This is a genomic window from Shimia sp. CNT1-13L.2 (assembly GCF_024331145.1).
Classification (GTDB): domain Bacteria; phylum Pseudomonadota; class Alphaproteobacteria; order Rhodobacterales; family Rhodobacteraceae; genus Shimia.
In genome coordinates this window covers 41,739-62,344 of sequence record NZ_JANDJO010000010.1, presented here as the reverse complement: position 1 = coordinate 62,344, position 20,606 = coordinate 41,739, and the positions used below count along the sequence as shown (strand labels likewise).

General features: G+C 60.6%; 20 protein-coding genes. 13 read left to right on the top strand and 7 right to left on the bottom strand.

What is annotated here, in order from left to right:
- Positions 1–66 precede the first annotated feature (66 nt).
- Complete coding sequence (locus NNA36_RS17015; RefSeq protein WP_255109215.1) at positions 67–1,380, bottom strand: M10 family metallopeptidase; 1,314 nt, start codon at positions 1,378–1,380, stop codon at positions 67–69.
- 233 nt (positions 1,381–1,613) lie between these two features.
- Here NNA36_RS17015 and NNA36_RS17010 point away from each other — a divergent pair, with 233 nt between their 5' ends.
- The 7 genes from NNA36_RS17010 (at position 1,614) to NNA36_RS16980 (ending at position 7,584) form a co-directional block, all read left to right on the top strand.
- Entirely contained in the window at positions 1,614–3,146 is a 1,533-nt protein-coding gene (locus tag NNA36_RS17010) for an acyl-CoA carboxylase subunit beta (RefSeq protein WP_255109213.1), read from the top strand.
- A 116-nt stretch (positions 3,147–3,262) separates the two neighbouring features.
- Positions 3,263–3,619 carry a hypothetical protein gene (locus NNA36_RS17005; protein ID WP_255109211.1) on the top strand — a complete coding sequence of 119 codons (357 nt, stop codon included), beginning with the start codon at positions 3,263–3,265 and terminating at the stop codon, positions 3,617–3,619.
- Positions 3,612–4,049, top strand: a complete 438-nt coding sequence (locus NNA36_RS17000; protein ID WP_255109208.1) for a DUF6497 family protein — start codon at positions 3,612–3,614, stop codon at positions 4,047–4,049. The genes NNA36_RS17005 and NNA36_RS17000 overlap by 8 nt, the downstream gene beginning before the upstream one ends.
- 214 nt (positions 4,050–4,263) lie before the next feature.
- Complete coding sequence (locus tag NNA36_RS16995) at positions 4,264–4,410, top strand: hypothetical protein (protein ID WP_255109206.1); 147 nt, start codon at positions 4,264–4,266, stop codon at positions 4,408–4,410.
- A gap of 81 nt (positions 4,411–4,491) precedes the next feature.
- The gene (locus NNA36_RS16990; protein WP_255109204.1) at positions 4,492–4,851 is read left to right on the top strand and encodes a hypothetical protein; all 360 of its coding nucleotides are present in this window, start codon (positions 4,492–4,494) and stop codon (positions 4,849–4,851) included.
- A gap of 340 nt (positions 4,852–5,191) precedes the next feature.
- Positions 5,192–5,398, top strand: a complete 207-nt coding sequence (locus NNA36_RS16985; protein ID WP_255109202.1) for a hypothetical protein — start codon at positions 5,192–5,194, stop codon at positions 5,396–5,398.
- 137 nt (positions 5,399–5,535) lie between these two features.
- On the top strand, positions 5,536–7,584 hold the full coding sequence (locus NNA36_RS16980) for an acetyl/propionyl/methylcrotonyl-CoA carboxylase subunit alpha (protein WP_255109200.1): 2,049 nt from the start codon (positions 5,536–5,538) through the stop codon (positions 7,582–7,584).
- Between the two features lie 75 nt (positions 7,585–7,659).
- On the opposite strand, the gene NNA36_RS16975 is transcribed toward NNA36_RS16980, so the two are convergent.
- Positions 7,660–8,109 carry a DUF4174 domain-containing protein gene (locus tag NNA36_RS16975; RefSeq protein WP_255109198.1) on the bottom strand — a complete coding sequence of 150 codons (450 nt, stop codon included), beginning with the start codon at positions 8,107–8,109 and terminating at the stop codon, positions 7,660–7,662.
- A 103-nt stretch (positions 8,110–8,212) separates the two neighbouring features.
- Here NNA36_RS16975 and scpA point away from each other — a divergent pair, with 103 nt between their 5' ends.
- On the top strand, positions 8,213–10,339 hold the full coding sequence (gene scpA / locus NNA36_RS16970; protein ID WP_255109196.1) for a methylmalonyl-CoA mutase: 2,127 nt from the start codon (positions 8,213–8,215) through the stop codon (positions 10,337–10,339).
- 57 nt (positions 10,340–10,396) lie between these two features.
- Here scpA and nhaA read toward each other — a convergent pair whose 3' ends face one another.
- The gene (nhaA, locus tag NNA36_RS16965) at positions 10,397–11,575 is read right to left on the bottom strand and encodes a Na+/H+ antiporter NhaA (protein ID WP_255109195.1); all 1,179 of its coding nucleotides are present in this window, start codon (positions 11,573–11,575) and stop codon (positions 10,397–10,399) included.
- An 82-nt stretch (positions 11,576–11,657) separates the two neighbouring features.
- Between nhaA and NNA36_RS16960 the strand changes: the two genes are divergently transcribed.
- From NNA36_RS16960 to NNA36_RS16940, 5 genes are read left to right on the top strand one after another with little or no spacing between them, the layout of a single operon-like run.
- Entirely contained in the window at positions 11,658–12,263 is a 606-nt protein-coding gene (locus NNA36_RS16960; RefSeq protein ID WP_255109194.1) for a VOC family protein, read from the top strand.
- Positions 12,260–12,739: a GNAT family N-acetyltransferase gene (locus tag NNA36_RS16955; RefSeq protein ID WP_255109193.1), complete on the top strand. Its 480-nt coding sequence runs from the start codon at positions 12,260–12,262 to the stop codon at positions 12,737–12,739. The genes NNA36_RS16960 and NNA36_RS16955 overlap by 4 nt, the downstream gene beginning before the upstream one ends.
- 42 nt (positions 12,740–12,781) lie before the next feature.
- Positions 12,782–13,462: a molecular chaperone DjiA gene (locus NNA36_RS16950; protein ID WP_255109191.1), complete on the top strand. Its 681-nt coding sequence runs from the start codon at positions 12,782–12,784 to the stop codon at positions 13,460–13,462.
- Positions 13,462–14,487, top strand: coding sequence for an endonuclease/exonuclease/phosphatase family protein (locus NNA36_RS16945; RefSeq protein ID WP_255109189.1), 1,026 nt, complete (start codon positions 13,462–13,464; stop codon positions 14,485–14,487). The genes NNA36_RS16950 and NNA36_RS16945 overlap by 1 nt, the downstream gene beginning before the upstream one ends.
- A gap of 38 nt (positions 14,488–14,525) precedes the next feature.
- On the top strand, positions 14,526–14,903 hold the full coding sequence (locus NNA36_RS16940) for a hypothetical protein (protein ID WP_255109344.1): 378 nt from the start codon (positions 14,526–14,528) through the stop codon (positions 14,901–14,903).
- A 60-nt stretch (positions 14,904–14,963) separates the two neighbouring features.
- Here the strand turns inward: NNA36_RS16940 and NNA36_RS16935 are convergent, their stop codons facing one another.
- The 4 genes from NNA36_RS16935 to NNA36_RS16920 all read right to left on the bottom strand — a co-directional run bounded on the left by NNA36_RS16935 (position 14,964) and on the right by NNA36_RS16920 (position 20,562).
- A complete protein-coding gene (locus NNA36_RS16935; RefSeq protein WP_255109187.1) occupies positions 14,964–16,508 on the bottom strand; it encodes a Ppx/GppA family phosphatase in 1,545 nt (514 codons plus the stop codon).
- Positions 16,509–16,561: 53 nt separating this feature from the next.
- A complete protein-coding gene (locus tag NNA36_RS16930; protein WP_255109185.1) occupies positions 16,562–18,736 on the bottom strand; it encodes an RNA degradosome polyphosphate kinase in 2,175 nt (724 codons plus the stop codon).
- Between the two features lie 85 nt (positions 18,737–18,821).
- Positions 18,822–19,490 (bottom strand): DnaA/Hda family protein, encoded by a 669-nt coding sequence (locus tag NNA36_RS16925; RefSeq protein WP_255109183.1) that lies wholly within the window; start codon positions 19,488–19,490, stop codon positions 18,822–18,824.
- A 1-nt stretch (position 19,491) separates the two neighbouring features.
- A complete protein-coding gene (locus NNA36_RS16920) occupies positions 19,492–20,562 on the bottom strand; it encodes an AI-2E family transporter (RefSeq protein ID WP_255109181.1) in 1,071 nt (356 codons plus the stop codon).
- Positions 20,563–20,606 lie beyond the last annotated feature (44 nt).

The following is a 20,606-nucleotide window of genomic DNA, read 5'->3' as shown; positions in this document are numbered from 1 at the left end:
GATCAACCTTTGAGCGTGATAACGTCGCGGCGTCTTGCCGGGGCGTTGCGCCCCGGCGTTTTCAGATCAGACCACAATCAGATCGTCGGTGATGTCGGCAATCGTCATGTTCTTGATGTTGATGATGTCGCCACCGCCGAAATCAAAGATGACATTGCCGTTCTGTTCCTTGGCAAGGCCAAGAATTGCGGCCTTGGTGCCGTGGCCTGAAATCTGGAGGGTATCGATGTCGTCGGCAAAATCGTGGATCACGTCCTTATGGTAACCGGCCTTGTAGATGAAGGTGTCGGCGCCGCCGTTGCCATAAAGCTGGTCGGTGCCTTTTTCGCCCCTGATCTTGTCGGCACCTTGGCCGCCCTTGATGGTGTCGTTGCCCTTGTTGCCAAAGAGGTTGTCGGCCCCCTTGCCGCCCAGCAGGTTGTCCTTGCCGAGGCCGCCAAACATGCGGTCGTTGCCCTTGTTGCCGTTCAGAACATCGTTGCCGCCATTGCCGAGGATGGTGTCATAGCCGCCATTGCCGGTCAGCACGTTGCGGACATCGTTGCCGGTGATCTTGTCCCCCTTGCTGCCGCCCTTGGCGTTTTCGATCGTGACGCCATAGCCGATGACGACGTCGTCATAGGTTCCAAACTGTGAGAATTCACCTTCACGCAGGTCGAGGATCACCTTGGTTGTCTTGGCAGAGGCATTGAGTTCATCCGTTCCGCCGGTGTCCCAGATCAGATCAACCGTCGAATTGCGCGGGGCCGTATAAGACGTATTGCCGGTGTTGTAGCTGGCAGCGCCCCACATGTCCTGGAGGGCGAACACGTCGAACAGCATCATCGCGTCGCTGTCGACGCCGTTGTCGGGGTTCGCGGTATAGGACATCAGAGAATATTTGTTGCTGTCGTATCCGGAAGGCACGGTTGGGCTGCTGAACGGGTGTTTGAGGCCCATTGCATGGCCGAGCTCGTGCAGCAGGAGGGACATTTCGCCTTCGAGTGCCAGGCCGTTGTCGTACACAACATATGAGTCGTAGCGCGAAATGGTGTTGCCGATCGAGGAGGCGGAGTATCCGCCGGTGCCCGCGGTAGAGCCCGGAAGGAACACGTTGCCGATGTTCATGTCGGGGTCGGAGTCACCGGTCACTTCGACAAAGCTGACGTTCAGGAAGGTTTCGATGTGGTCCATCGCGTCGCGGATCGCCGCTTTCTCGGCCGCGGTGAATGCGGTCCAGCCGGTGTAGGTCGAGCTCGTTGGCAGGTCGGCGGGGGCGGAGGTGCCCGCGTATTGATAGGTGATCGTCAGGGCGGGGGCCCCGGTGGTGTTCATCGGGTCTTTGCCATTCAGGAATGAAAATTGCATTCCATCCAGAATTTCCGTTTCGGTGACAGTCATCTATGCGTCCTTCCTCGGATGTTGTGTTTGTGGGATTATACCATAGGCTGATTGCTTCGTGCGCCCGAGATTTCTTGTCGGAGAAAAATTGCCAATCTCTTACTGCTTCGGGAAAGTTAGCTGATTTGCAATTCGCAATCACTTGATTTTCTTTGATTTGCAAATTTGCGGGTTTTTGCTTTGAGCGAGTCACCCTTTTGCTTAGTGTCGGTCCAAATTTAAGGGGACCACACATGAAAGATATCCTCCAGGAACTGGAAGACCGCCGTGCCGTTGCCCGTCTGGGTGGCGGTCAACGCCGCATTGACAGCCAGCACGCCCGTGGCAAGCTGACCGCACGCGAACGTATCGAACTGCTGCTCGACGAAGACAGCTTTGAAGAGTTCGACATGTTCAAGGCGCACCGCTGCACCGACTTTGGCATGGAAAAAGACAAACCCGCAGGTGACGGCGTTGTCACTGGCTGGGGCACCATCAATGGCCGCATGGTCTATGTGTTCAGCCAGGACTTTACTGTATTCGGTGGTTCGCTGTCCGAGACCCACGCCGAGAAAATCTGCAAGATCATGGACATGGCCGTTCAGAACGGCGCGCCCGTGATTGGCATCAACGACTCGGGCGGTGCACGTATTCAGGAAGGTGTGGCTTCGCTTGCCGGTTATGCGGAAGTGTTCCAGCGCAACATCATGGCCTCGGGCGTTGTTCCGCAGATCTCGGTGATCATGGGCCCCTGTGCGGGTGGTGCCGTGTATTCGCCCGCGATGACCGACTTCATCTTCATGGTGAAGGACACGTCCTACATGTTCGTCACCGGCCCCGACGTGGTTAAGACCGTGACCAACGAAGTTGTCACCGCCGAAGAACTGGGTGGTGCATCGACCCACACCAAGAAATCGAGCGTTGCCGACGGGGCGTTTGAAAATGACGTTGAAGCGCTGGCCGAAGTGCGCCGCCTGGTGGACTTCCTGCCGCTCAACAACCGCGAAAAGCCGCCGGTGCGCCCGTTCTTTGACGAGCCGGGCCGTATCGAGGAAAGCCTCGACACCCTTGTGCCGGAAAACCCGAACACGCCGTACGACATGAAGGAACTGATCCTGAAGATCGCGGATGAGGGTGATTTCTACGAGATCCAGGAAGACTACGCCAAGAACATCATCACCGGTTTCGTCCGTCTGGAAGGGCAGACCGTGGGTATTGTTGCCAACCAGCCGATGGTTCTGGCGGGCTGTCTCGACATCGACTCGAGCCGCAAGGCCGCGCGTTTCGTGCGCTTCTGCGACTGCTTTGAAATTCCGATCCTGACGCTGGTTGACGTTCCGGGCTTCCTGCCGGGCACCTCGCAGGAATACGGCGGTGTCATCAAGCACGGTGCCAAGCTGCTGTTTGCCTATGGTGAAGCCACCGTTCCGAAAGTGACCGTGATTACCCGTAAGGCCTATGGTGGTGCCTATGACGTTATGGCGTCCAAGCACCTGCGCGGTGACTTCAACTATGCCTGGCCGACTGCAGAGATCGCGGTGATGGGGGCCAAGGGGGCAACCGAGATCATTCACCGGGCCGACCTTGGCGACGCCGAGAAGATCGCGGCGCACACCCAGGACTATGAAGACCGTTTCGCCAACCCCTTCGTGGCGGCAGAGCGTGGCTTTATCGACGAGGTGATCATGCCGCAATCGACCCGCCGCCGCGTGTCGCGTGCCTTCGCCAGCTTGCGTAACAAGAAGCTGGAGAACCCCTGGAAGAAGCACGACAACATTCCTTTGTAAGAGGCTTACCGACATGGCGGGCAACTGTCCGCCATGTCATTTCCGCAGGTTCCGCCTGCCAAGTTCCGTTCGCCCAATTGTTTCAGAAACCGCAATCCCCACGAGGACGCAGCCGAGTGACCCGCCGCCGCTGGCATATCCTGGAAGAGGCCGACTGTCTGACCATGGCACGTCGTCTGCCGGTGCGTTTCGACGTTTCGGCCGAGACGGTGTTGCCGGCCGGATCGCCTGTGCGCTTGGCGCGGCAGGTGCGGCAGGACATGTGGCGGCGTCTGCAGGGGATGCGGGGCTTTTCGCCGGTGGTGAAGGTCGAAACCAAAGGGGCGCTGTGCCGTGTGACGGCAGGCGGTTCGGTTGAGGGCACGTTCCCGCGTGCCGGTACCGAGGCGGCGATTGCCGAGGTGCTGGCCGATCCGCAAAACCGTGCGCGCTGGAGCGCATGGGCGGGCAAGGGGGGGCAGGCTGATGGCTGATGTGTCCCGTTTCCGCAAATGGGCCCTTGGGGCCGCAACAGTTTTCGCCGCGATAGGAGGGGCCCAACAGGGCGCGGCCACGGCCGGGGATTTGGAGGAGTTCCCGGCTGTGCCTTCCGGTTTCGAAGTCTACCTGCAAGAGATGCTTTTCGAGCTGCGCCAAGACCAGTCGCGTGTCGCGCGGTTCCGGTACGTGATGCCGATCATCGGGCAGGAGGGCGTGACCTTTTTCCATGTCGAGCAGGATTTCCCTGTTCTTTGCGAATCTCACGCCGTGCCGAGCATCGAAAAATCAGATGAAATTGTGGACCAGGTGATTATCTCCCTGGCCGACCGCGAGCTTGAATTCGGGGTATCATCCAGCGTCGCAACCCAGTATTTCGAGGCTTTCCGTCTCGAAAACGGTTCCTGTATCTGGGAGGGTTTCTGATGATACCACAACATCTTGCGGCATCCCGCATCACGCGACGCCATTGTGCGTCTTTCCGGCCACAACACATTAGCCTCGGCGGCTATCTATGTATTTTTGCGTCGGAATCCGCTATTCTTCCGTTCGGTTACACCCAAGTGACCTCGTACCAAAAAGTGGGGCAGGCAGGGCCGCATGGCCTTGTTGCAAACGAACAAAAGAACTGGAGAAGAACATGTCGAACAGCATCAAAGCGCTGGTGGCACTCGGTCTCGTCGCGCTTGTCGCGGCCTGCGTGGACACCGCACCGGTCGAAGAATACGTCGTCGTCGATCCCGAGCCCATCTCGGAAGAGCCGACCTACACCGGCAAATACAAGTAATTCCGCCCATTCGGGCTGGCGGGCTTCACGGCCCGCCGCTTTCCCCACGTCTCCGGCACCGATTGCACAGGAGGGCGTGGCATGCTGAAGCATCGTGGCTTCCCTGGCCGTCTCACCGGCACCGACTTCCAATTCGTTATCCGTCGCGCCAACCCCAAGGGCGTCACGCCGATCACACGGCGCGAGCGTTTCCGCGACCGCAAGCCTGCCGACCGGCGCGCCGATGCGGCCTTCATGCAGGCGCTGTGGGCCTATTTCGGCGATCAGCCGTTCGAGCGTGGCAATCTGGATGCGGGGCGCCTGAGCTGGCTGTTCGGCCGCGAAGTGGTGGCCGCAGAAGATCCGTTTGATCCCGAAAGCTATGATGCCCTGCTGGTCATCAACGAAGACGTGGCCCGCGCCTCGTTTCCCGATGCCTTCGAAGAGGAGGATTGGGCATGATTTCGCCGATCGCCCTCGGATTTGCGCAAGAAGCGGCCAAACTCCCCGTTATCGCAAACGTGGTGGTTGCACGAGCGCGATCGGCTTCCAATATTCGTTACATGGCGATCAGGCAGACCAGGGCCTCCGCCTGTAACTGTGTATTCCGTTACCCTTCCCCTCGCGGGTGGTCCAATTGCGTCCCTCTTGGATCACCCGCCTTTTCCCCTTTGCGTTATGCATCTGAACCGCATCGGCAGAGCCATGCCGATCTGGCAGGCACGATGTCGCAAGGCCTTTCCAACGCACGGTTTGCAGCCCATGTAGGGGCTAACGCAAACCCATCGAAAAGGGGAAAGACATGGGCAAACTCACACTCGCAGCATTTGCCGGGCTCGCAGCGGTATCGCTCGCGGCCTGTGGTGACACAGCGGCCGAGCAGGCCGTCATCGGCGCCGGTGCCGGCGCAGCCACAGCCGTTGTTCTGGACGGAGACCTTGCAACCGGTGCCATCATCGGCGCGGGCGCAAATGTGCTCTACTGTCAGCAGAACCCGGAAAAATGCTAATTCGCTGAATTCGTCGGCTGCTTTCGCGCAGCCCGACAATGAGACCAGAACCACCGGTGGCCTTGCCGCCCCGGTGGTTTTTTTGTTGCCACAGCCCGGCGGCCGTCCGGCGGGCCAAGAACCAGAAGGGACATGAAATGTTCGACAAGATTCTGATTGCAAACCGGGGCGAGATCGCCTGCCGTGTGATCAAGACCGCCCGCAAGATGGGCATCAAGACGGTCGCCATCTACTCGGATGCCGACAAGCAGGCCCTGCACGTCCAGATGGCGGATGAAGCGGTTCATATCGGCCCGCCGCCGGCCAACCAGTCGTATATCGTCATCGACAAGGTGATGGACGCCATCCGCCAGACCGGCGCACAGGCGGTTCACCCGGGCTATGGCTTCCTGTCGGAGAACTCGAAGTTTGCCGAGGCGCTGGAAGCCGAAGGCGTTGCCTTCGTAGGCCCCCCGAAAGGCGCTATCGAAGCGATGGGTGACAAGATCACCTCGAAGAAGATCGCCCAGGATGCCAACGTGTCGACCGTTCCCGGTTACATGGGCCTGATCGAAGACGCCGACGAGGCCGTGAAAATCTCGAACGAGATCGGCTATCCGGTGATGATCAAGGCCTCTGCCGGTGGTGGCGGTAAGGGGATGCGGATTGCATGGAACGATCAGGAAGCCCGCGAAGGATTCCAATCGTCAAAGAACGAAGCCGCAAACTCGTTCGGTGACGACCGTATCTTCATCGAAAAGTTCGTTACCCAACCGCGCCACATCGAAATCCAGGTGCTCTGCGATGCACACGGTAACGGCATCTACCTGAACGAGCGTGAATGCTCGATCCAGCGTCGGAACCAGAAAGTTGTCGAAGAAGCGCCGTCGCCCTTCCTTGACGAAGCCACCCGCAAAGCCATGGGCGAACAGTCGGTCGCGCTGGCCAAGGCCGTGGGCTATACCTCGGCCGGTACCGTGGAATTCATCGTCGACGGTGACAAGAACTTCTACTTCCTCGAAATGAACACCCGCCTGCAGGTGGAACACCCCGTGACCGAACTGATCACCGGTGTGGACCTTGTCGAACAGATGATCCGCGTGGCCAACGGTGAGCCGCTTTCGATCACGCAAGAAGATGTGGGCATCAACGGTTGGGCCATCGAGAACCGTGTTTACGCGGAAGATCCCTATCGCAACTTCCTGCCGTCGATTGGCCGTCTGACCCGCTACCGCCCGCCGGCGGAAATCGCGGCTGGCCCGATGCTGGAGAACGACAAGTGGGCTGATGACGCCTCCAAGGGTGACGGGTTCGCCGTACGCAACGATACCGGCGTCTACGAAGGCGGCGAGATCTCGATGTACTATGACCCGATGATCGCCAAGCTGTGTACCTGGGCCCCGACCCGTGACGAGGCCATCGAGGCGATGCGCAACGCGCTGGACGGTTTCGAGCTGGAAGGCATCGGTCACAACCTGCCTTTCGTCAGCGCCGTGATGGATCACCCCAAGTTCATCTCGGGTGACATGACCACCGCCTTCATCGAGGAAGAATATCCCGAGGGTTTCGAAGGCGTTGAGCTGCCGGAAGAGACCCTGCGCAAGGTGGCGGCCGCTGCCGCAGCCATGCACCGCGTCGCCGAAATCCGCCGCACCCGCGTGTCGGGCCGCATGGACAACCACGAGCGCCGCGTTGGCACCGAGTGGGTTGTGACGCTGCAAGGTTCGGACTTTGCCGTTCACATCGACGCGGATCATGATGGTTCGACCGTGACCTTCGACGACGGTTCGTCGATGCGTGTGGCCTCGGACTGGACGCCGGGTGACCAACTTGCCGAGCTGACGCTGAACGGCGAGACGCTGGTTCTGAAGGTCGGCAAGATCTCGGGCGGTTTCCGCATCCGCAGCCGTGGTGCGGACCTCAAGGTGCACGTGCGCACCCCGCGTCAGGCCGAACTGGCCAAGCTGATGCCGGAGAAACTGCCGCCGGATACATCGAAGATGCTGCTCTGCCCGATGCCGGGTCTGATCGTTAAGGTCGACGTGGAAGTGGGCGACGAAGTTCAGGAGGGGCAGGCGCTCTGCACCGTCGAGGCGATGAAGATGGAAAACATCCTGCGCGCCGAGAAGAAGGGTATTGTCTCGAAGATCAACGCCGCAGCGGGCGACAGCCTTGCCGTGGACGACGTGATCCTGGAGTTCGAATAAGACGATGTTGATGCGCGCCGATATCATGGGTTTGCGGGAGGGCCATGTGCCCGCCCGTGCCTCGGCGCGCTCGTATCATTGTTCGGGAGCGGTGCGCCGGTCCCGGATTTCCTGCTGGCGCAGTGGGAGTTTGTCGATGGAACGCGAGATTTCGCGGACGTTCCATGGTAGGGGTTTGCGCAGGTACACTGTGCCGTCCTTGGCCATCAGCACCATCATGAAGCCGCGCGGGCGCAGTTTCTTGCGCAGGGCGGATTTGGCCGCAGGATCGGCATCTGTCAGAACCACCACGTCGCGTTCACGCAGCTCTTCGGGCAATGCTTCGAGAAGGGCGATCTGTTGCGAGAACCGCGGGTCGGCGGTGCTGTCGGCAAACACGACGATGACGCGTTTTTGCCAGAGATACATGTCGGTCGGCACAGCGGTGCCGTCGACGAACAACGGGTCCGGCGCGGTTTCAGCGGTTTCCGCTGCAAAGGCCGGAAGCCCGAGAAATGCAATCAAAACAAATGCCAAGCGGCGCATGAGAGGTCTCCTGTCATGTTCAATATAGGCCGCGTTCAGGCATTTCATAGTGGAAAGCGACCCTGATCCGGTGCGGATTGGGTGAGATCAAGAGGACTGGGATATGACCAAGAAAGAAGACTGGTCGGCGCTTGCGGAGAAAGAGCTTCGTGGCCGCCCGCTGGAAGACCTGAACTGGAATACGCTGGAAGGGATCGAGGTCAAGCCGCTCTATACGGCGGAAGACACCGAGAACCTTGACCACATGGGCACGCTGCCCGGTTTCGGCCCGTTCACCCGTGGTGTGAAGGCCACCATGTATGCCGGTCGTCCCTGGACGATCCGCCAATACGCGGGCTTTTCGACCGCCGAGGAATCGAACGCCTTCTACCGTCGCAACCTTGCTGCGGGTCAGCAGGGCGTTTCGGTGGCCTTCGACCTTGCGACGCACCGTGGCTATGACTCGGATCACCCGCGCGTGGTGGGCGACGTCGGTAAAGCGGGTGTGGCCATCGACAGCATCGAGGACATGAAGATCCTGTTTGACGGTATTCCGCTCGACAAGGTGTCGGTCTCGATGACGATGAACGGCGCCGTGATCCCGATCCTGGCGAACTTCATCGTCGCCGGTGAAGAGCAGGGGCACGACAAATCGGTCCTCGCGGGCACCATTCAGAACGACATTCTGAAAGAGTTCATGGTGCGCAACACCTATATCTATCCGCCCGAACCCTCGATGCGGATCATTTCGGATATCATCGAGTACACCTCGAACGAGATGCCCAAGTTCAACTCGATCTCGATCTCCGGCTATCACATGCAGGAAGCGGGTGCGAACCTTGTCCAGGAACTGGCCTACACGCTGGCGGACGGTCGTGAATACGTGCGCGCGGCGATGAACGCGGGCATGGACGTGGACAAGTTTGCCGGTCGCCTGTCGTTCTTCTTTGCCATCGGCATGAACTTCTTCATGGAAGCCGCCAAACTGCGCGCCGCGCGGACCCTGTGGCACCGCGTGATGACCGAATTCGGCGCCAAGAACGAGCGTTCCAAGATGCTGCGGACCCACTGCCAGACATCGGGTGTGTCGCTTCAGGAGCAGGATCCCTACAACAACGTTATCAGGACCGCATACGAAGCCCTTTCGGCGGTTCTGGGGGGTACCCAGTCGCTGCACACCAACGCGCTGGACGAGGCGATTGCCCTGCCGACCGATTTCTCGGCACGGATCGCACGGAACACCCAGCTTGTGCTGCAGGAAGAAACCGGCGTCACCAACGTGGTCGATCCGCTGGCTGGCTCTTACTATGTCGAGAGCCTGACCAACGACCTGATTGAAAAAGCCTGGGCCCTGATGGAAGAGGTCGAGGAAATGGGTGGCATGACCAAGGCTGTTGCCAGCGGCATGCCCAAGCTGCGCATCGAAGAGTCGGCAGCGACCCGTCAGGCGATGATCGACCGTGGCGACGAAGTCATCGTGGGCGTCAACAAGTACCGCAAGGAAAAAGAGGATGTGATCGACATCCTTGACGTGGACAACGTCGCTGTACGCGAGGCACAGGTTGCGCGGCTTGAGAAGATCCGCGCCGAGCGCGACAACGCGGCCTGCACGGCGGCTCTGGATGAGCTGTCCCGCGTGGCCAAAGAGGGGGGCAACCTGCTTGCCGCCGCTGTCGAGGCAGCGCGTGCGCGGGCATCTGTTGGGGAAATCAGCATGGCTATGGAAAAAGAGTTCGGCCGCCACCGCGCCGAAGTGAAGACCCTGGCCGGTGTCTATGGCGCCGCCTACGAAGGGGACGAAGGCTTTGCCGCGATCCAGAAGTCGGTCGAGGACTTTGCCGAGGCCGAGGGCCGCCGTCCGCGTATGCTTGTTGTGAAGATGGGGCAGGACGGTCACGACCGTGGTGCCAAGGTCATCGCAACCGCATTTGCCGACATCGGTTTCGACGTGGACGTGGGCCCGCTGTTCCAGACGCCGGACGAAGCGGCGCAGGATGCGGTGGACAACGACGTGCATGTTGTTGGTATCTCGAGCCAGGCTGCCGGCCACAAGACGCTGGCTCCGCAGCTGATCGAGGCTCTGAAGGAAAAGGATGCCGAAGATATCATCGTGATCTGTGGCGGCGTTATTCCGCAGCAGGACTATGACTTCCTGAAAAACGCTGGCGTTAAGGCGATCTTTGGTCCGGGCACCAACATTCCCGAAGCGGCCCAGGACATTCTGAACATCATCCGCGAAACCCGCGCCTGATATCAGGTTTCAAGCTCCAGACATGAACGCGGCCCCGATTGGGGCCGCGTTTTTTGTTTATTCCGCTGGTTGCGTGGCTTCCTTGGTGCTTGGCCAGGCCAGCAGCGCATAGCCAAGGATGCCCGAGATCAGGGAGCCACCGAGAACGCCAAGGCGGGTCTGGTTCATCAGATCGGGGTCGGCAAAGCTCAGCCCGCCGATAAAGAGCGACATGGTAAAGCCGATACCGGCCAGACAGGCCACGCCATAGATATGGCGCCAGTTCACCCCATGCGGCAGCTGCGCCGCGCCGGTTTTGACGATCAGCCAGGTCATGCCGAAGACACCGATCTGCTTGCCGATCACAAGGCCGAGGATGATGCCAAGCGGCAGCGGCTGGGCCAGCGCCTCGATCGAGATGTCGCCAAGCACGACGCCCGCGTTGGCGAAGGCGAAGACGGGCACGATGAAGAAATACACATAGGGCGTCAGGCCATGCTCGAGCGAGTGCAGCGGGGATTTGCCCCAGCGGTCGTAGAGCGGAATGAAGAAGGCGGCGACAACACCGGCCAAGGTGGCGTGGACGCCGGATTTCAGCACCAGAACCCAGAGCACGATGCCCAGCAGGATGAAGGGCGCAATGCGGTGGATCTTCATCTGGTTCAGGATGAACATCGCCACCAGCGGGATCAGCGCCATGCCAAGGAAATGCACCTTGAGATTGGCGGTGTAGAACAAGGCGATGATGAGGATTGCGCCAATGTCGTCGAGGATGGCCAGTGTCAGTAGAAAGACCTTGAGAGGAGCCGGAGCCCGTGCGCCGACAAGGGCGAGGATGCCAAGGGCAAAGGCGATATCGGTGGCCGCCGGAATGGCCCAGCCGGTCAGGGTTTCAGGGCTGTTCCAGTTCAAGGCCACGAAGATCAGGGCGGGAAGGGCCATGCCGCCCACGGCCGCCGCACCTGGAAGGATGACGTCGCGCGGGTTCTTGAGCTTGCCTTCAAGGATTTCCCGTTTCAGCTCGAGACCAATCAGGAAAAAGAACACGGCCATGAGGCCGTCGTTGATCCAGAGGATCATGGGCTTCTCGATGCCCTTGCCATTCATCGTGATGGCGCCCATCGTGTCGAGAATGAAGTTATAGGACGGGGCAAGAGCGGAGTTGGCCACCAACATGGCAAGCACGGCAGAAAGCATGAGGAGGATACCCCCCGCTGCTTCGTGTTTGAAAAAGCGGTCAATCGCGGCGATCAGCATTTCATTTCCTGAGTTAAATGGTCATCATAGCTCCAGATGGTGCGCAAAGGGCCGCTGACAATACCAAAGATTGGGGATTTCGATGATTTTTGACCATTTGGCCGTGGCCGGAGAAAAGCTTGAGGCGGCGGTGGCGCATGTGGAAGAGGCGTTGGGCGTGAAAATGGGGCTGGGTGGACAGCACGTACACTTTGGCACCCACAACCGCCTGATCGGGCTGGAAGAGGGGTTGTACCTTGAGGCGATCGCCATTGATCCCGATGCCGCGCCCCTTGGATATGCGCGGTGGTTCGATCTGGATCAGTTCGCGGGTGCGCCGCGGATCGGCAACTGGATTTGTCGGGTCGATGATCTGGAGGCAAGCCTGCGCGATCTGCCGGAAGGTGCGGGGCAACCGGTGGCGCTGACGCGGGGAGACCTGCGCTGGCTGATGGCGGTGCCGGAGGATGGGATTCTGCCCTGCGACGGGGGCTTTCCGGCCCTGATCGAGTGGCAGGTGGACAAGATCCCCGGTGAGAGCCTGCCGTCTTCGGGGTGCCGGTTGACCCGGTTCGAAGTGGCCCATCCCGAGGCGGCGTGGCTGCGCGCGGTGCTGCCGCTGGACGATGCGCGCGTTGTCTTTACCGAAGGCGCGCCGGAGATGCGGGCAACCTTTGACACGCCGCATGGCACGCGGGTGTTGCTATGAATATCCGGCAGGCAGCGCCAAAGGACGCGTGGGCCATTGCCGCGATCTGGAACCGGGAAATCTCGGACGGGGTCAGCACGTTCAACTCGGTCGAGAAATCGGATGCCGAGATAGTACGCATGATCGCGGAACGCGGGACGGCGGTGCGCGTGGCGGAAGATGAAGGACAACTCATCGGTTTCGCGACCTATGGTCCGTTTCGCGGCGGGATCGGATATGCACAGAGCATGGAACACACCATTTACCTTGATCCGGCGGCCCGTGGGCACGGGGCGGGGCGTGCCTTGATGCGGGCGATTGAGAAAGTGGCGCGTGCGAACGGTGTTCATGTGCTTGTCGCGGGGATCGGGGGCGAGAATGCCGCAGGCATCGCCTTTCATTCTGCACTAGGCTTTGAAGAGGTTGGGCGGATGCCCGAGGTCGGGCGCAAATTCGGGCGCTGGATGGACCTTGTGCTGATGCAGAAAATTCTTTGAGGATGTCCTGACATTGTCACGGACAGGGTTTAAGTTGGTGCCATGTCGATTTGGACGCGAATATCAGATGCCATTGCTGCCCTGACCAAGGGCGAGAGCCTCTCGGAGGTTTTCGAGCGGTTGAAAACACCGCCTGAGCGTTCGGTTGCCTTTGCAATCGCGGTTGTGGCGCTCGGCGCGAAGATGGCCAAGGCCGATGGCTTGGTAACGCGAGACGAGGTGACAGCCTTTCGCGAGGTTTTCCAGATTGCCCGCGAAGATGAGGCCGGTGCGGCGCGCGTGTTCAATCTCGCCCGTCAGGATGTGGCGGGTTTTGAAGAATATGCCCTTCGTATCAAGGGGTTGTTCGGCGAAGAGCACAGTTGTTACTGCGACCTGATGGAAGGGTTGTTCCACATCGCGATGGCGGACGGCACCTATCATCCGAACGAGGATGTGTTCCTTGGGCGGGTGGCCGAGATTTTCGGCATGGCCGAGAATGAGTTTGTTGCGATGCGGGCGCGGTTCGTGCCGGATGCGGAACCCGATCCCTATTCGGTCTTGGGCGTATCCCCCGAGACGCCGATTTCCGAAATCCGCAAGGTCTGGCGGCGTCTGGTGCGTGAGACCCATCCTGACAGCATGATTGCCCGCGGGGTACCGGAAGAGGCGATCCGCCTTGCCGAAAAGAAGATGATCGACATCAACCGCGCCTGGGACGAGATCAACGGGGCGGCGGCCTGATGCGCTTTGCGACGTATAACGTCGAGTGGTTCAACAATCTGTTTGATGATCATGGTCACCTGTTGATGGACGATGGCTGGTCGGGCCGTCACGACATCAAGCGGGCGCAGCAGATCGAGGCGCTGGGCATTGTCTTCACGGCGCTGGATGCGGATGTGATCGTGGTGGTGGAAGCGCCCGACCAGAACGGAAAAAGGTCGACAGTTCAGGCGCTTGAGACATTTGCTGCGGCTTTTGATCTGCGGGCGCGCAAGGCGTTGCTGGGGTTCGGGAATGACACCCAGCAGGAGATTGCGCTGTTGTACGATCCGGATGCCGTCACGGCGCGGCATGACCCGATTGGGCAGGAGACCGGCAAGAAGGGGGCCACAGACGCGCCGCGGTTTGACGGGGTGTTCCGGATCGATCTCGACATTGATGCGACCGAAGACATGGTGCGGTTTTCCAAGCCCCCCTTGGAGGTGGCGTTGCGCACCGCCAAGGGATTTGATCTGCGGCTGATCGGGGCGCATCTGAAATCCAAGGCACCGCACGGGGCGCGGGGGCGGGACGAGGTGATGCGCATGTCGATTGCCAATCGCCGCAAGCAACTGGCGCAGGCGATCTGGCTGCGGCGGCGGGTCGAGCAGCATCTGGCGGCGGGAGAGCCGTTGATGGTGCTGGGGGATTTGAACGACGGTCCGGGGCTGGATGAATACGAACATCTTTTCGGGCGATCTTCGGTCGAGATCATCATGGGAGAAGAGGGTGGCCCCTGTCTGTTCGATCCCCATGCGCGGGCGGCGTTGAGATCGAAGTTGGGAACGGCGATTTCCACCTCGCGGTTCTATTTGTCGAAGGAAAAGAAATACTTACAGGCGTTGCTGGATTATGTGATGGTGTCCCAGGACCTTCGGGGGCGGGCGCCGGAATGGCGTATCTGGCATCCGTTCAACGACCATGACTGCTGGTCCGTGCCCGAGTTGCGTGAGGCGCTTCTTGCGGCATCGGATCATTTCCCTGTTACATTGGATCTGGATATCTGAGCTTTGCATTGTCGCGGGAGGATCCCCACATGACACGTATGAAACCACTGGTTATTGCAATATGTGCCTGCCTTGCTGCGGGCCCAGTCTGGGCCGAGGAGCAGGCCGAAAATGGAAGCGAAGACAGCGGGTTAACCCTGATGGAGCGGGGCGCTTTGCTGTTTTTCGAAGGTCTGATGGACCAGATGGAACCGGCGTTGGACGAGTTGGGGACACTGGCCGAGGAGGCAGGCCCCGCGCTGCGCCAGTTTGCCGAGGAAATGGGGCCGGCGCTGGCGGAGCTGATGGCGGAGGTCGAGGACTGGAGCGTCTATCACCCGCCTGAAATGCTGCCGAACGGAGACATTATCATCCGCCGCAAACAGCCCGAGCCGGCCCCCGAGACGGGGACGGAAGACGGGGCGGTGGACCTGTAAAACCGGGCATATGTATCGCGTCGGTATTACGTCGGTATTGCGACGGTGCGGGTTTTGCCCCTAGGCCTTGCGGATTTTCACGAAGGTTTCGGCCTCAAGCGCGTCAGCGAGGGATTGCAGGCGCGCCTTGGCCACTTCGCCAAAGAGCGGTTCGGCCGAGGCGGGCAGCGTCAGTTCGAGATGCCGCTTTTTGGGGCGCCATTTCATCGTGCCCATATCCGCGGAACTGTCCATCCAGAGCATGGCACCAAAGCGCATGGCCTTACCCAGAACCTCGGCGCGGGTGAGGGTTTTCTCGTCCAGAAGCTCGAACAGGTTCTCGAACCGTGTGCCTTCGCGCTTGTTGCGGTAGCGGTGCATCAGGGCAAGGCCGAGGAAAATCCGTTCCGAATGGCGCATGCCGCCAAGGTTGGCGCGGGTGGCGTTGTCGAAACAGACTTCGGCGCGATAGTCGGGGTGGGCGCGCCAGCTTACGTCATGCAGCAGGCAGGCCGCTTTGACGAGGCGCTTTTGTTCTTCCGGCTGGTTGGCGAACAGCGGCAACACGAACTTGTAGAGCGATTTGCCAAAACCGGGGAGGCGGGCGTCCTTGGCTTCGGCAAAGCGGCAGGATTCGATCAGGGGATCGCGCTGGCGCAGGGCGTCGGGCATCTGCTCATACAGCATGCCTTCGCGGATGCCATAGGAGCTTACGGCGATGTCATAGGGTTTGAAGCGGCGCACGACACCCTTGAGGACGTCGATGGCAAGCGGCACCAGTGCCATACGCGAGGCAGAGACCCCGCAGCGCTGGCGCAGTTCTTCAAGGTCGTGTTGCTTGATGTATTTTGCCGTGGCAGAAATCGCCGAGGCGCTCATCCGGTATTCGTGCAGGACGCGCAGGGGATAGCCGCGACGCTCCATGTCGATCCGGGCAATGGCGCGCCAAGAGCCGCCGACAAGGAACAGGCGGTTGCGCTGCGAGCCCATGGTTTCCTTGAGCTGGTCCAGCGTGTCGTTGATATAGGCGCGGCGGCCTTTCTTGCCGCCCTTGATGTCGCGCAGCTTGAGGGGCCCGAGCGCCGAGGTCACCCGGCGGCCGACCTTGCCGTCGTTGATTTCCGCCAGTTCCATCGAGGAGCCGCCAATGTCACAGACCAGACCGTAAGAGCCGGGCCAGCCAAGCAGTACGCCCTGCGCCGAGAGGCGGGCCTCTTCCTGGCCGTCGATCACGTGGATATTGAGGCCGGTTTCGCGCAGAACTTCTTCGCAGAAATCGGGGCCATCGCTGGCTTCGCGGACGGCGGCGGTGGCAACGGCGGTCAGGTCGCCGTGGCAGATCTGACGGGCGATTTCCTGAAAGCGGCGGATGGCCGAGAGGGCGCGGGCGCGGCCTTCGGGGTTGAGGTGTCCGGTTTCGGACAGACCCGCGCCAAGGGCACACATGATCTTTTCGTTGTAGAAATAGGCGGGGCTTCGGGCGGCGCCGTCGAACACGACGAGACGCACCGAGTTTGAACCGACATCCACGACGCCGACGCGCGACAGGGCGCGGGCAGATGCGTCATTGAACAGGGGCCGGCCAAAGGGCCCCCAGTCGCCTGCGGGGTCAGTATTCCCGTCCATATTCCATCCCAAGACTGTTGGTGCGTCCCATTATCGGCAGTGGCCGGTGTGGGTCAATCGTTGGTGTGGGTCAGCTTGGGAACATCCGAGGCACCGGCCGAGCCACGGCCAGACAGGGAAGGGTATTCCATGAAGAACCTGTGGCAATTAAACGCGAATTCACCTTCAGGAACTTCGGCGCGATCAAAGCTGCCATCGGCGTTCATGACCCAGCTTTGGGCTACGTCGGCCAGATTCGCGGCCATCACCTGACTTACGATCTGGGCTTTCACGGTGGCGTTCTTGATCTCGACAAGGGTTTCGACGCGACGGTTGAGGTTACGGCCCATCCAGTCGGCGGAGGAAATATAGACCTTGGCCTTTTTCGAGGGCAGGCCCTCGCCGTTGCCGAAACAGACGATGCGCGAGTGTTCGAGGAAGCGCCCGACGATGGATTTGACGCGGATGTTTTCCGACAGGCCCTTGATGCCGGGACGCAGGCCACAGATGCCGCGGATCACGAGGCTGATCTTCACGCCCGCTTGCGAGGCCTTGTAGAGAGCGTCGATCACCTCGGGTTCGATGAGCGAGTTCATCTTGGCCCAGATTTCCGCGGGCCTGCCAGCCTTGGCGTGTTCGATCTCGGCGTCGATCTTTTCGATCAGGCGCGATTTCAGCGAATGGGGCGAAATCGCGAGGTTATCGAGCTTTTCGGGCTCCACATAGCCGGAGAGGTAGTTGAACACCTTGGTGGCGTCGCGGCCAAGGTCGGTATCGCAGGTGAAGAAGCTGAGGTCGGTATAGATCTTGGCGGTGATCGGGTGGTAATTGCCGGTGCCGTAGTGGGTGTAGGTGACCAGTTGGTCGCCTTCGCGGCGCACCACGGTCGAGATCTTGGCGTGGGTCTTCCAGTCGGTGAAGCCGTAAACCACATGCGCGCCGGCGCGTTCAAGGCGGCGTGATTGGTGGATGTTGGCGGCCTCGTCGAAGCGGGCCTTGAGTTCCACCAGCGCGGTGACGGATTTGCCGTCTTCCGCCGCTTCGCAGAGGGCCTCGACGATGGGTGAGTTCTTGGAGGTGCGATAGAGGGTCTGCTTGATCGCCACCACGTTCGGATCGCGGGCCGCCTGTTGCAGGAAGCGCACCACCATGTCGAAGGTCTCGTAGGGGTGGTGCAGCAGCATGTCCTTCTGGCTGATGGCGGCGAACATGTTGCCGTCGAAATCCTGTACGCGCTCGGGAACGCGCGGCGCAAAGGAGGGCCACAGCAGGTCCGGGCGTTCGTCGAGGACCAGTTCGCTCAGGTCGGCGAGGCCGATCATGCCGTCGATCTCGACCACCTCGTCATCGCGCACGTGCAGCTCTTCCATGATCAGCGAGCGCAGGGCCTTTGGCGCATCGGCGGAAAGCTTCATGCGCACCACTTCGCCCCGGCGGCGACGTTTCAGCGCCACTTCGAATTCGCGCACGAGGTCTTCGGCCTCGTCTTCGACTTCGAGGTCGCTGTCGCGCAGGACGCGGAAAGAGCAGTGACCCTTGGCCTTGTAGCCGGGGAAGAGGCTGTCGAGGTGCAGAAGCAGCAGTTCTTCCAGCGGCAGGGCGCGGGTGGTGCCTTCGGCAGAGGGGAGGAAGATGAAGCGGTCGATCTGGTGGGGGATCGGCAGCAGGGCCTTCAGCGAGGATTTGTTCTTGTTGCGCTCAAGCTGGAGGGCGAGCGAGTAGCCGAGGTTGGGAATGAAGGGGAAGGGGTGTGCCGGGTCGATGGCGAGCGGCGACAGAACCGGGAACACCTTGTTGAGGAACACGTCGGCAAGGAAGGGTTTGTCGTCTTCGGTGATCGACTTGTGGTCGAGGATGACGATGTTTTCCGCTTCCATTTCGGCGCGCAGGCGGCCGTACATTTCCTGCTGTTTCTGGAGCAGGTTGCGGGCGTCTTCGTTGATCAGCACCAGCTGTTCGGCCGGCGTCAGGCCGTCCTGGGCGGGGTGCGAATTGCCTTCACGCACCAGTTCACGCAGGCCGGCGACGCGGACGGTGTAGAATTCGTCAAGGTTGGTGGCCGAGATCGACAGGAAACGCAGACGTTCGAGGAGCGGGACACGCGGGTTTTCGGATTCTTCCAGAACACGCCAGTTGAATCCCAGCCAGCTGAGTTCGCGGTTGTAGAAGCGGCCCGGTCCAGTCAGGTCAACATCTTGCAACTCGACGGGGGCGGGAAAATCGGATTTCAGGAAGTCTGCGTAAGTCATGGGGTGTCTATGTCATCAACCGGTAACGGAGAGATGACACTATCTGCCTGAAATCGCAGGAAGTCCAGACGCGGGAGCCAGTCGGTCAGCGTTCTTCCAGAACGCGACGGGCCAGAGCGCGGGTTATTGGGCGCTTTTCGCTGAGCGAGAGGGTGTCGAGGCGCTCAACGAGATCACGGGCGGCTTCGAAGGAGCGGTCCATGTTCTTGATCAGGAAGGGCAGGGTGTCTGGCGGTGGGGTCAGTTGCCGGTCGTTGAACATCTTGGCCATGACCACGGTCAGCAGGGTGTCATCGGGCTGGTCCAGCGCGGCGACGGTGGTGCCCTGCATCCGGCTCATGAGGTCTGGCAGGGTGAGGCCCCAGTGTTTCGGCTCGCCCGCGCCAGTCAGAAGCAGGGTATGGCGTTCGGCCAGCACGAGGTTGTGCAGGTGAAACAGGGCATCCTGGGCGGCTTTGTCGCCTGCGATCAGGTGCACGTCTTCTACCGCGACAGGGCCGGTGGCGAGCGCCGGAATATCCTGATCCGGCAGCGAGGTCGCAGGCACGATGCGCGCATTGCTGATCCCGGCCCATACGTGGGTAAGGTGGGTTTTGCCCGACCCGGCGGGGCCGGACAGCACAAGTTTGCCACCGGGCCAGTCGGGCCACATATCGACCAGTCCCAATGCCATCGCGTTGGCCGGGCTGACGAAGAAATCGTCACGTCCCAACGCGGTTCGGACCGGTAGGGTAAGGTTCAGCTGCTCTGCCATGTTATTCGTCTGGTTGTTTTCCGGCGAGGCCCTTGTAGAGCCGCGACTCGGTATACCGCTCGGCGCCGAAACGTGCCAGTACCCCGATGGAGGCCGCGACGGGAACCGCGACCAGCATACCGACAAAGCCGAACAGCGCGCCGAACACGGACAGGGCGAAGATCAGCCAGACCGGGTGCAGGCCAACGGAGGAGCCGACCAGTTTGGGGGTCAGGATGTTGCCTTCGACCACCTGACCAATCACGAAGATACCGGCCACGAGGCCGAGCGAGACCCAGTCGCCCCAGAACTGAAACAGGCCGAGGCCGATGGCGAGGGCACCGCCGAGGATGGCGCCCACGTAGGGAATGAAGGTGATCAGGCCGGCAAAGGCACCCACAACAAGGCCGAATTGCAAGCCCACCAGCATCAGGGCAACGGCATAGTAGGTTCCAAGGATCAGGCAGACGGTACCCATGCCGCGAATGAACGAGGCCAGCGTGTGATCGACCTGGTCCGCGAGTTTGCGGATGATCGGGGCGTGATCCAGCGGCAGGAGGCGATTGATCTCGGCGATCATGTTGTCCCAGTCAAGCAGCAGGTAGAAGGCGACAACCGGCACGATCACGAGGAGCATCACCACGTTGAGCAGCGACATCGCCCCGGAGAGCACGCCCTGAAGCAATTGTCCGCCACGCTCTTGAATCGCCTGCCCCAGGTTCAGGAGGGTCTGATGAATGGCAGAGTCGGGCTGGAGGATTTCGGGAAAGCGCGTGGTCAGGAAGTTTTGCAGATCGCGGGCGATGTCGGGGGCCATGTTGAACAGCGAGACAAGCTGCTGCACGAGCGTCGGGATAACGGCCAGCACGGCAACGACGAACAGGAGGATTGCCAGCAGCGTGATCAGGACAGTTGCACCAACGCGGCTGAGCCCCATGTCTTCGAGGCGGTCGGCCACGGGGTCAAGGAAATAGGCAATGGCGCCGCCAAGGATGAAGGGCAGCATGATGTCGCCCAGGAACCAGAGCGCCAACATGAAGATTGCAAGGGCCAAACCCCAGTATTTCATCTGATCGCGGATCGGCAGGGCCATGAATTACCTCTTAAACTGAACGTGTTTCAGACATTGCGCACCTG

Bases quoted from the DNA above. Each gene is read 5' to 3' on its own strand.
- NNA36_RS17015 (WP_255109215.1), bottom strand. From the start codon at position 1,380: ATGACTGTCACCGAAACGGAAATTCTGGATGGAATGCAATTTTCATTC.
- NNA36_RS17010 (WP_255109213.1), top strand. From the start codon at position 1,614: ATGAAAGATATCCTCCAGGAACTGGAAGACCGCCGTGCCGTTGCCCGT.
- NNA36_RS17000 (WP_255109208.1), top strand. From the start codon at position 3,612: ATGGCTGATGTGTCCCGTTTCCGCAAATGGGCCCTTGGGGCCGCAACA.
- NNA36_RS16995 (WP_255109206.1), top strand. From the start codon at position 4,264: ATGTCGAACAGCATCAAAGCGCTGGTGGCACTCGGTCTCGTCGCGCTT.
- NNA36_RS16990 (WP_255109204.1), top strand. From the start codon at position 4,492: ATGCTGAAGCATCGTGGCTTCCCTGGCCGTCTCACCGGCACCGACTTC.
- NNA36_RS16985 (WP_255109202.1), top strand. From the start codon at position 5,192: ATGGGCAAACTCACACTCGCAGCATTTGCCGGGCTCGCAGCGGTATCG.
- NNA36_RS16980 (WP_255109200.1), top strand. From the start codon at position 5,536: ATGTTCGACAAGATTCTGATTGCAAACCGGGGCGAGATCGCCTGCCGT.
- NNA36_RS16975 (WP_255109198.1), bottom strand. From the start codon at position 8,109: ATGCGCCGCTTGGCATTTGTTTTGATTGCATTTCTCGGGCTTCCGGCC.
- scpA (WP_255109196.1), top strand. From the start codon at position 8,213: ATGACCAAGAAAGAAGACTGGTCGGCGCTTGCGGAGAAAGAGCTTCGT.
- nhaA (WP_255109195.1), bottom strand. From the start codon at position 11,575: ATGCTGATCGCCGCGATTGACCGCTTTTTCAAACACGAAGCAGCGGGG.
- NNA36_RS16960 (WP_255109194.1), top strand. From the start codon at position 11,658: ATGATTTTTGACCATTTGGCCGTGGCCGGAGAAAAGCTTGAGGCGGCG.
- NNA36_RS16955 (WP_255109193.1), top strand. From the start codon at position 12,260: ATGAATATCCGGCAGGCAGCGCCAAAGGACGCGTGGGCCATTGCCGCG.
- NNA36_RS16950 (WP_255109191.1), top strand. From the start codon at position 12,782: ATGTCGATTTGGACGCGAATATCAGATGCCATTGCTGCCCTGACCAAG.
- NNA36_RS16945 (WP_255109189.1), top strand. From the start codon at position 13,462: ATGCGCTTTGCGACGTATAACGTCGAGTGGTTCAACAATCTGTTTGAT.
- NNA36_RS16940 (WP_255109344.1), top strand. From the start codon at position 14,526: ATGAAACCACTGGTTATTGCAATATGTGCCTGCCTTGCTGCGGGCCCA.
- NNA36_RS16935 (WP_255109187.1), bottom strand. From the start codon at position 16,508: ATGGACGGGAATACTGACCCCGCAGGCGACTGGGGGCCCTTTGGCCGG.
- NNA36_RS16930 (WP_255109185.1), bottom strand. From the start codon at position 18,736: ATGACTTACGCAGACTTCCTGAAATCCGATTTTCCCGCCCCCGTCGAG.
- NNA36_RS16925 (WP_255109183.1), bottom strand. From the start codon at position 19,490: ATGGCAGAGCAGCTGAACCTTACCCTACCGGTCCGAACCGCGTTGGGA.
- NNA36_RS16920 (WP_255109181.1), bottom strand. From the start codon at position 20,562: ATGGCCCTGCCGATCCGCGATCAGATGAAATACTGGGGTTTGGCCCTT.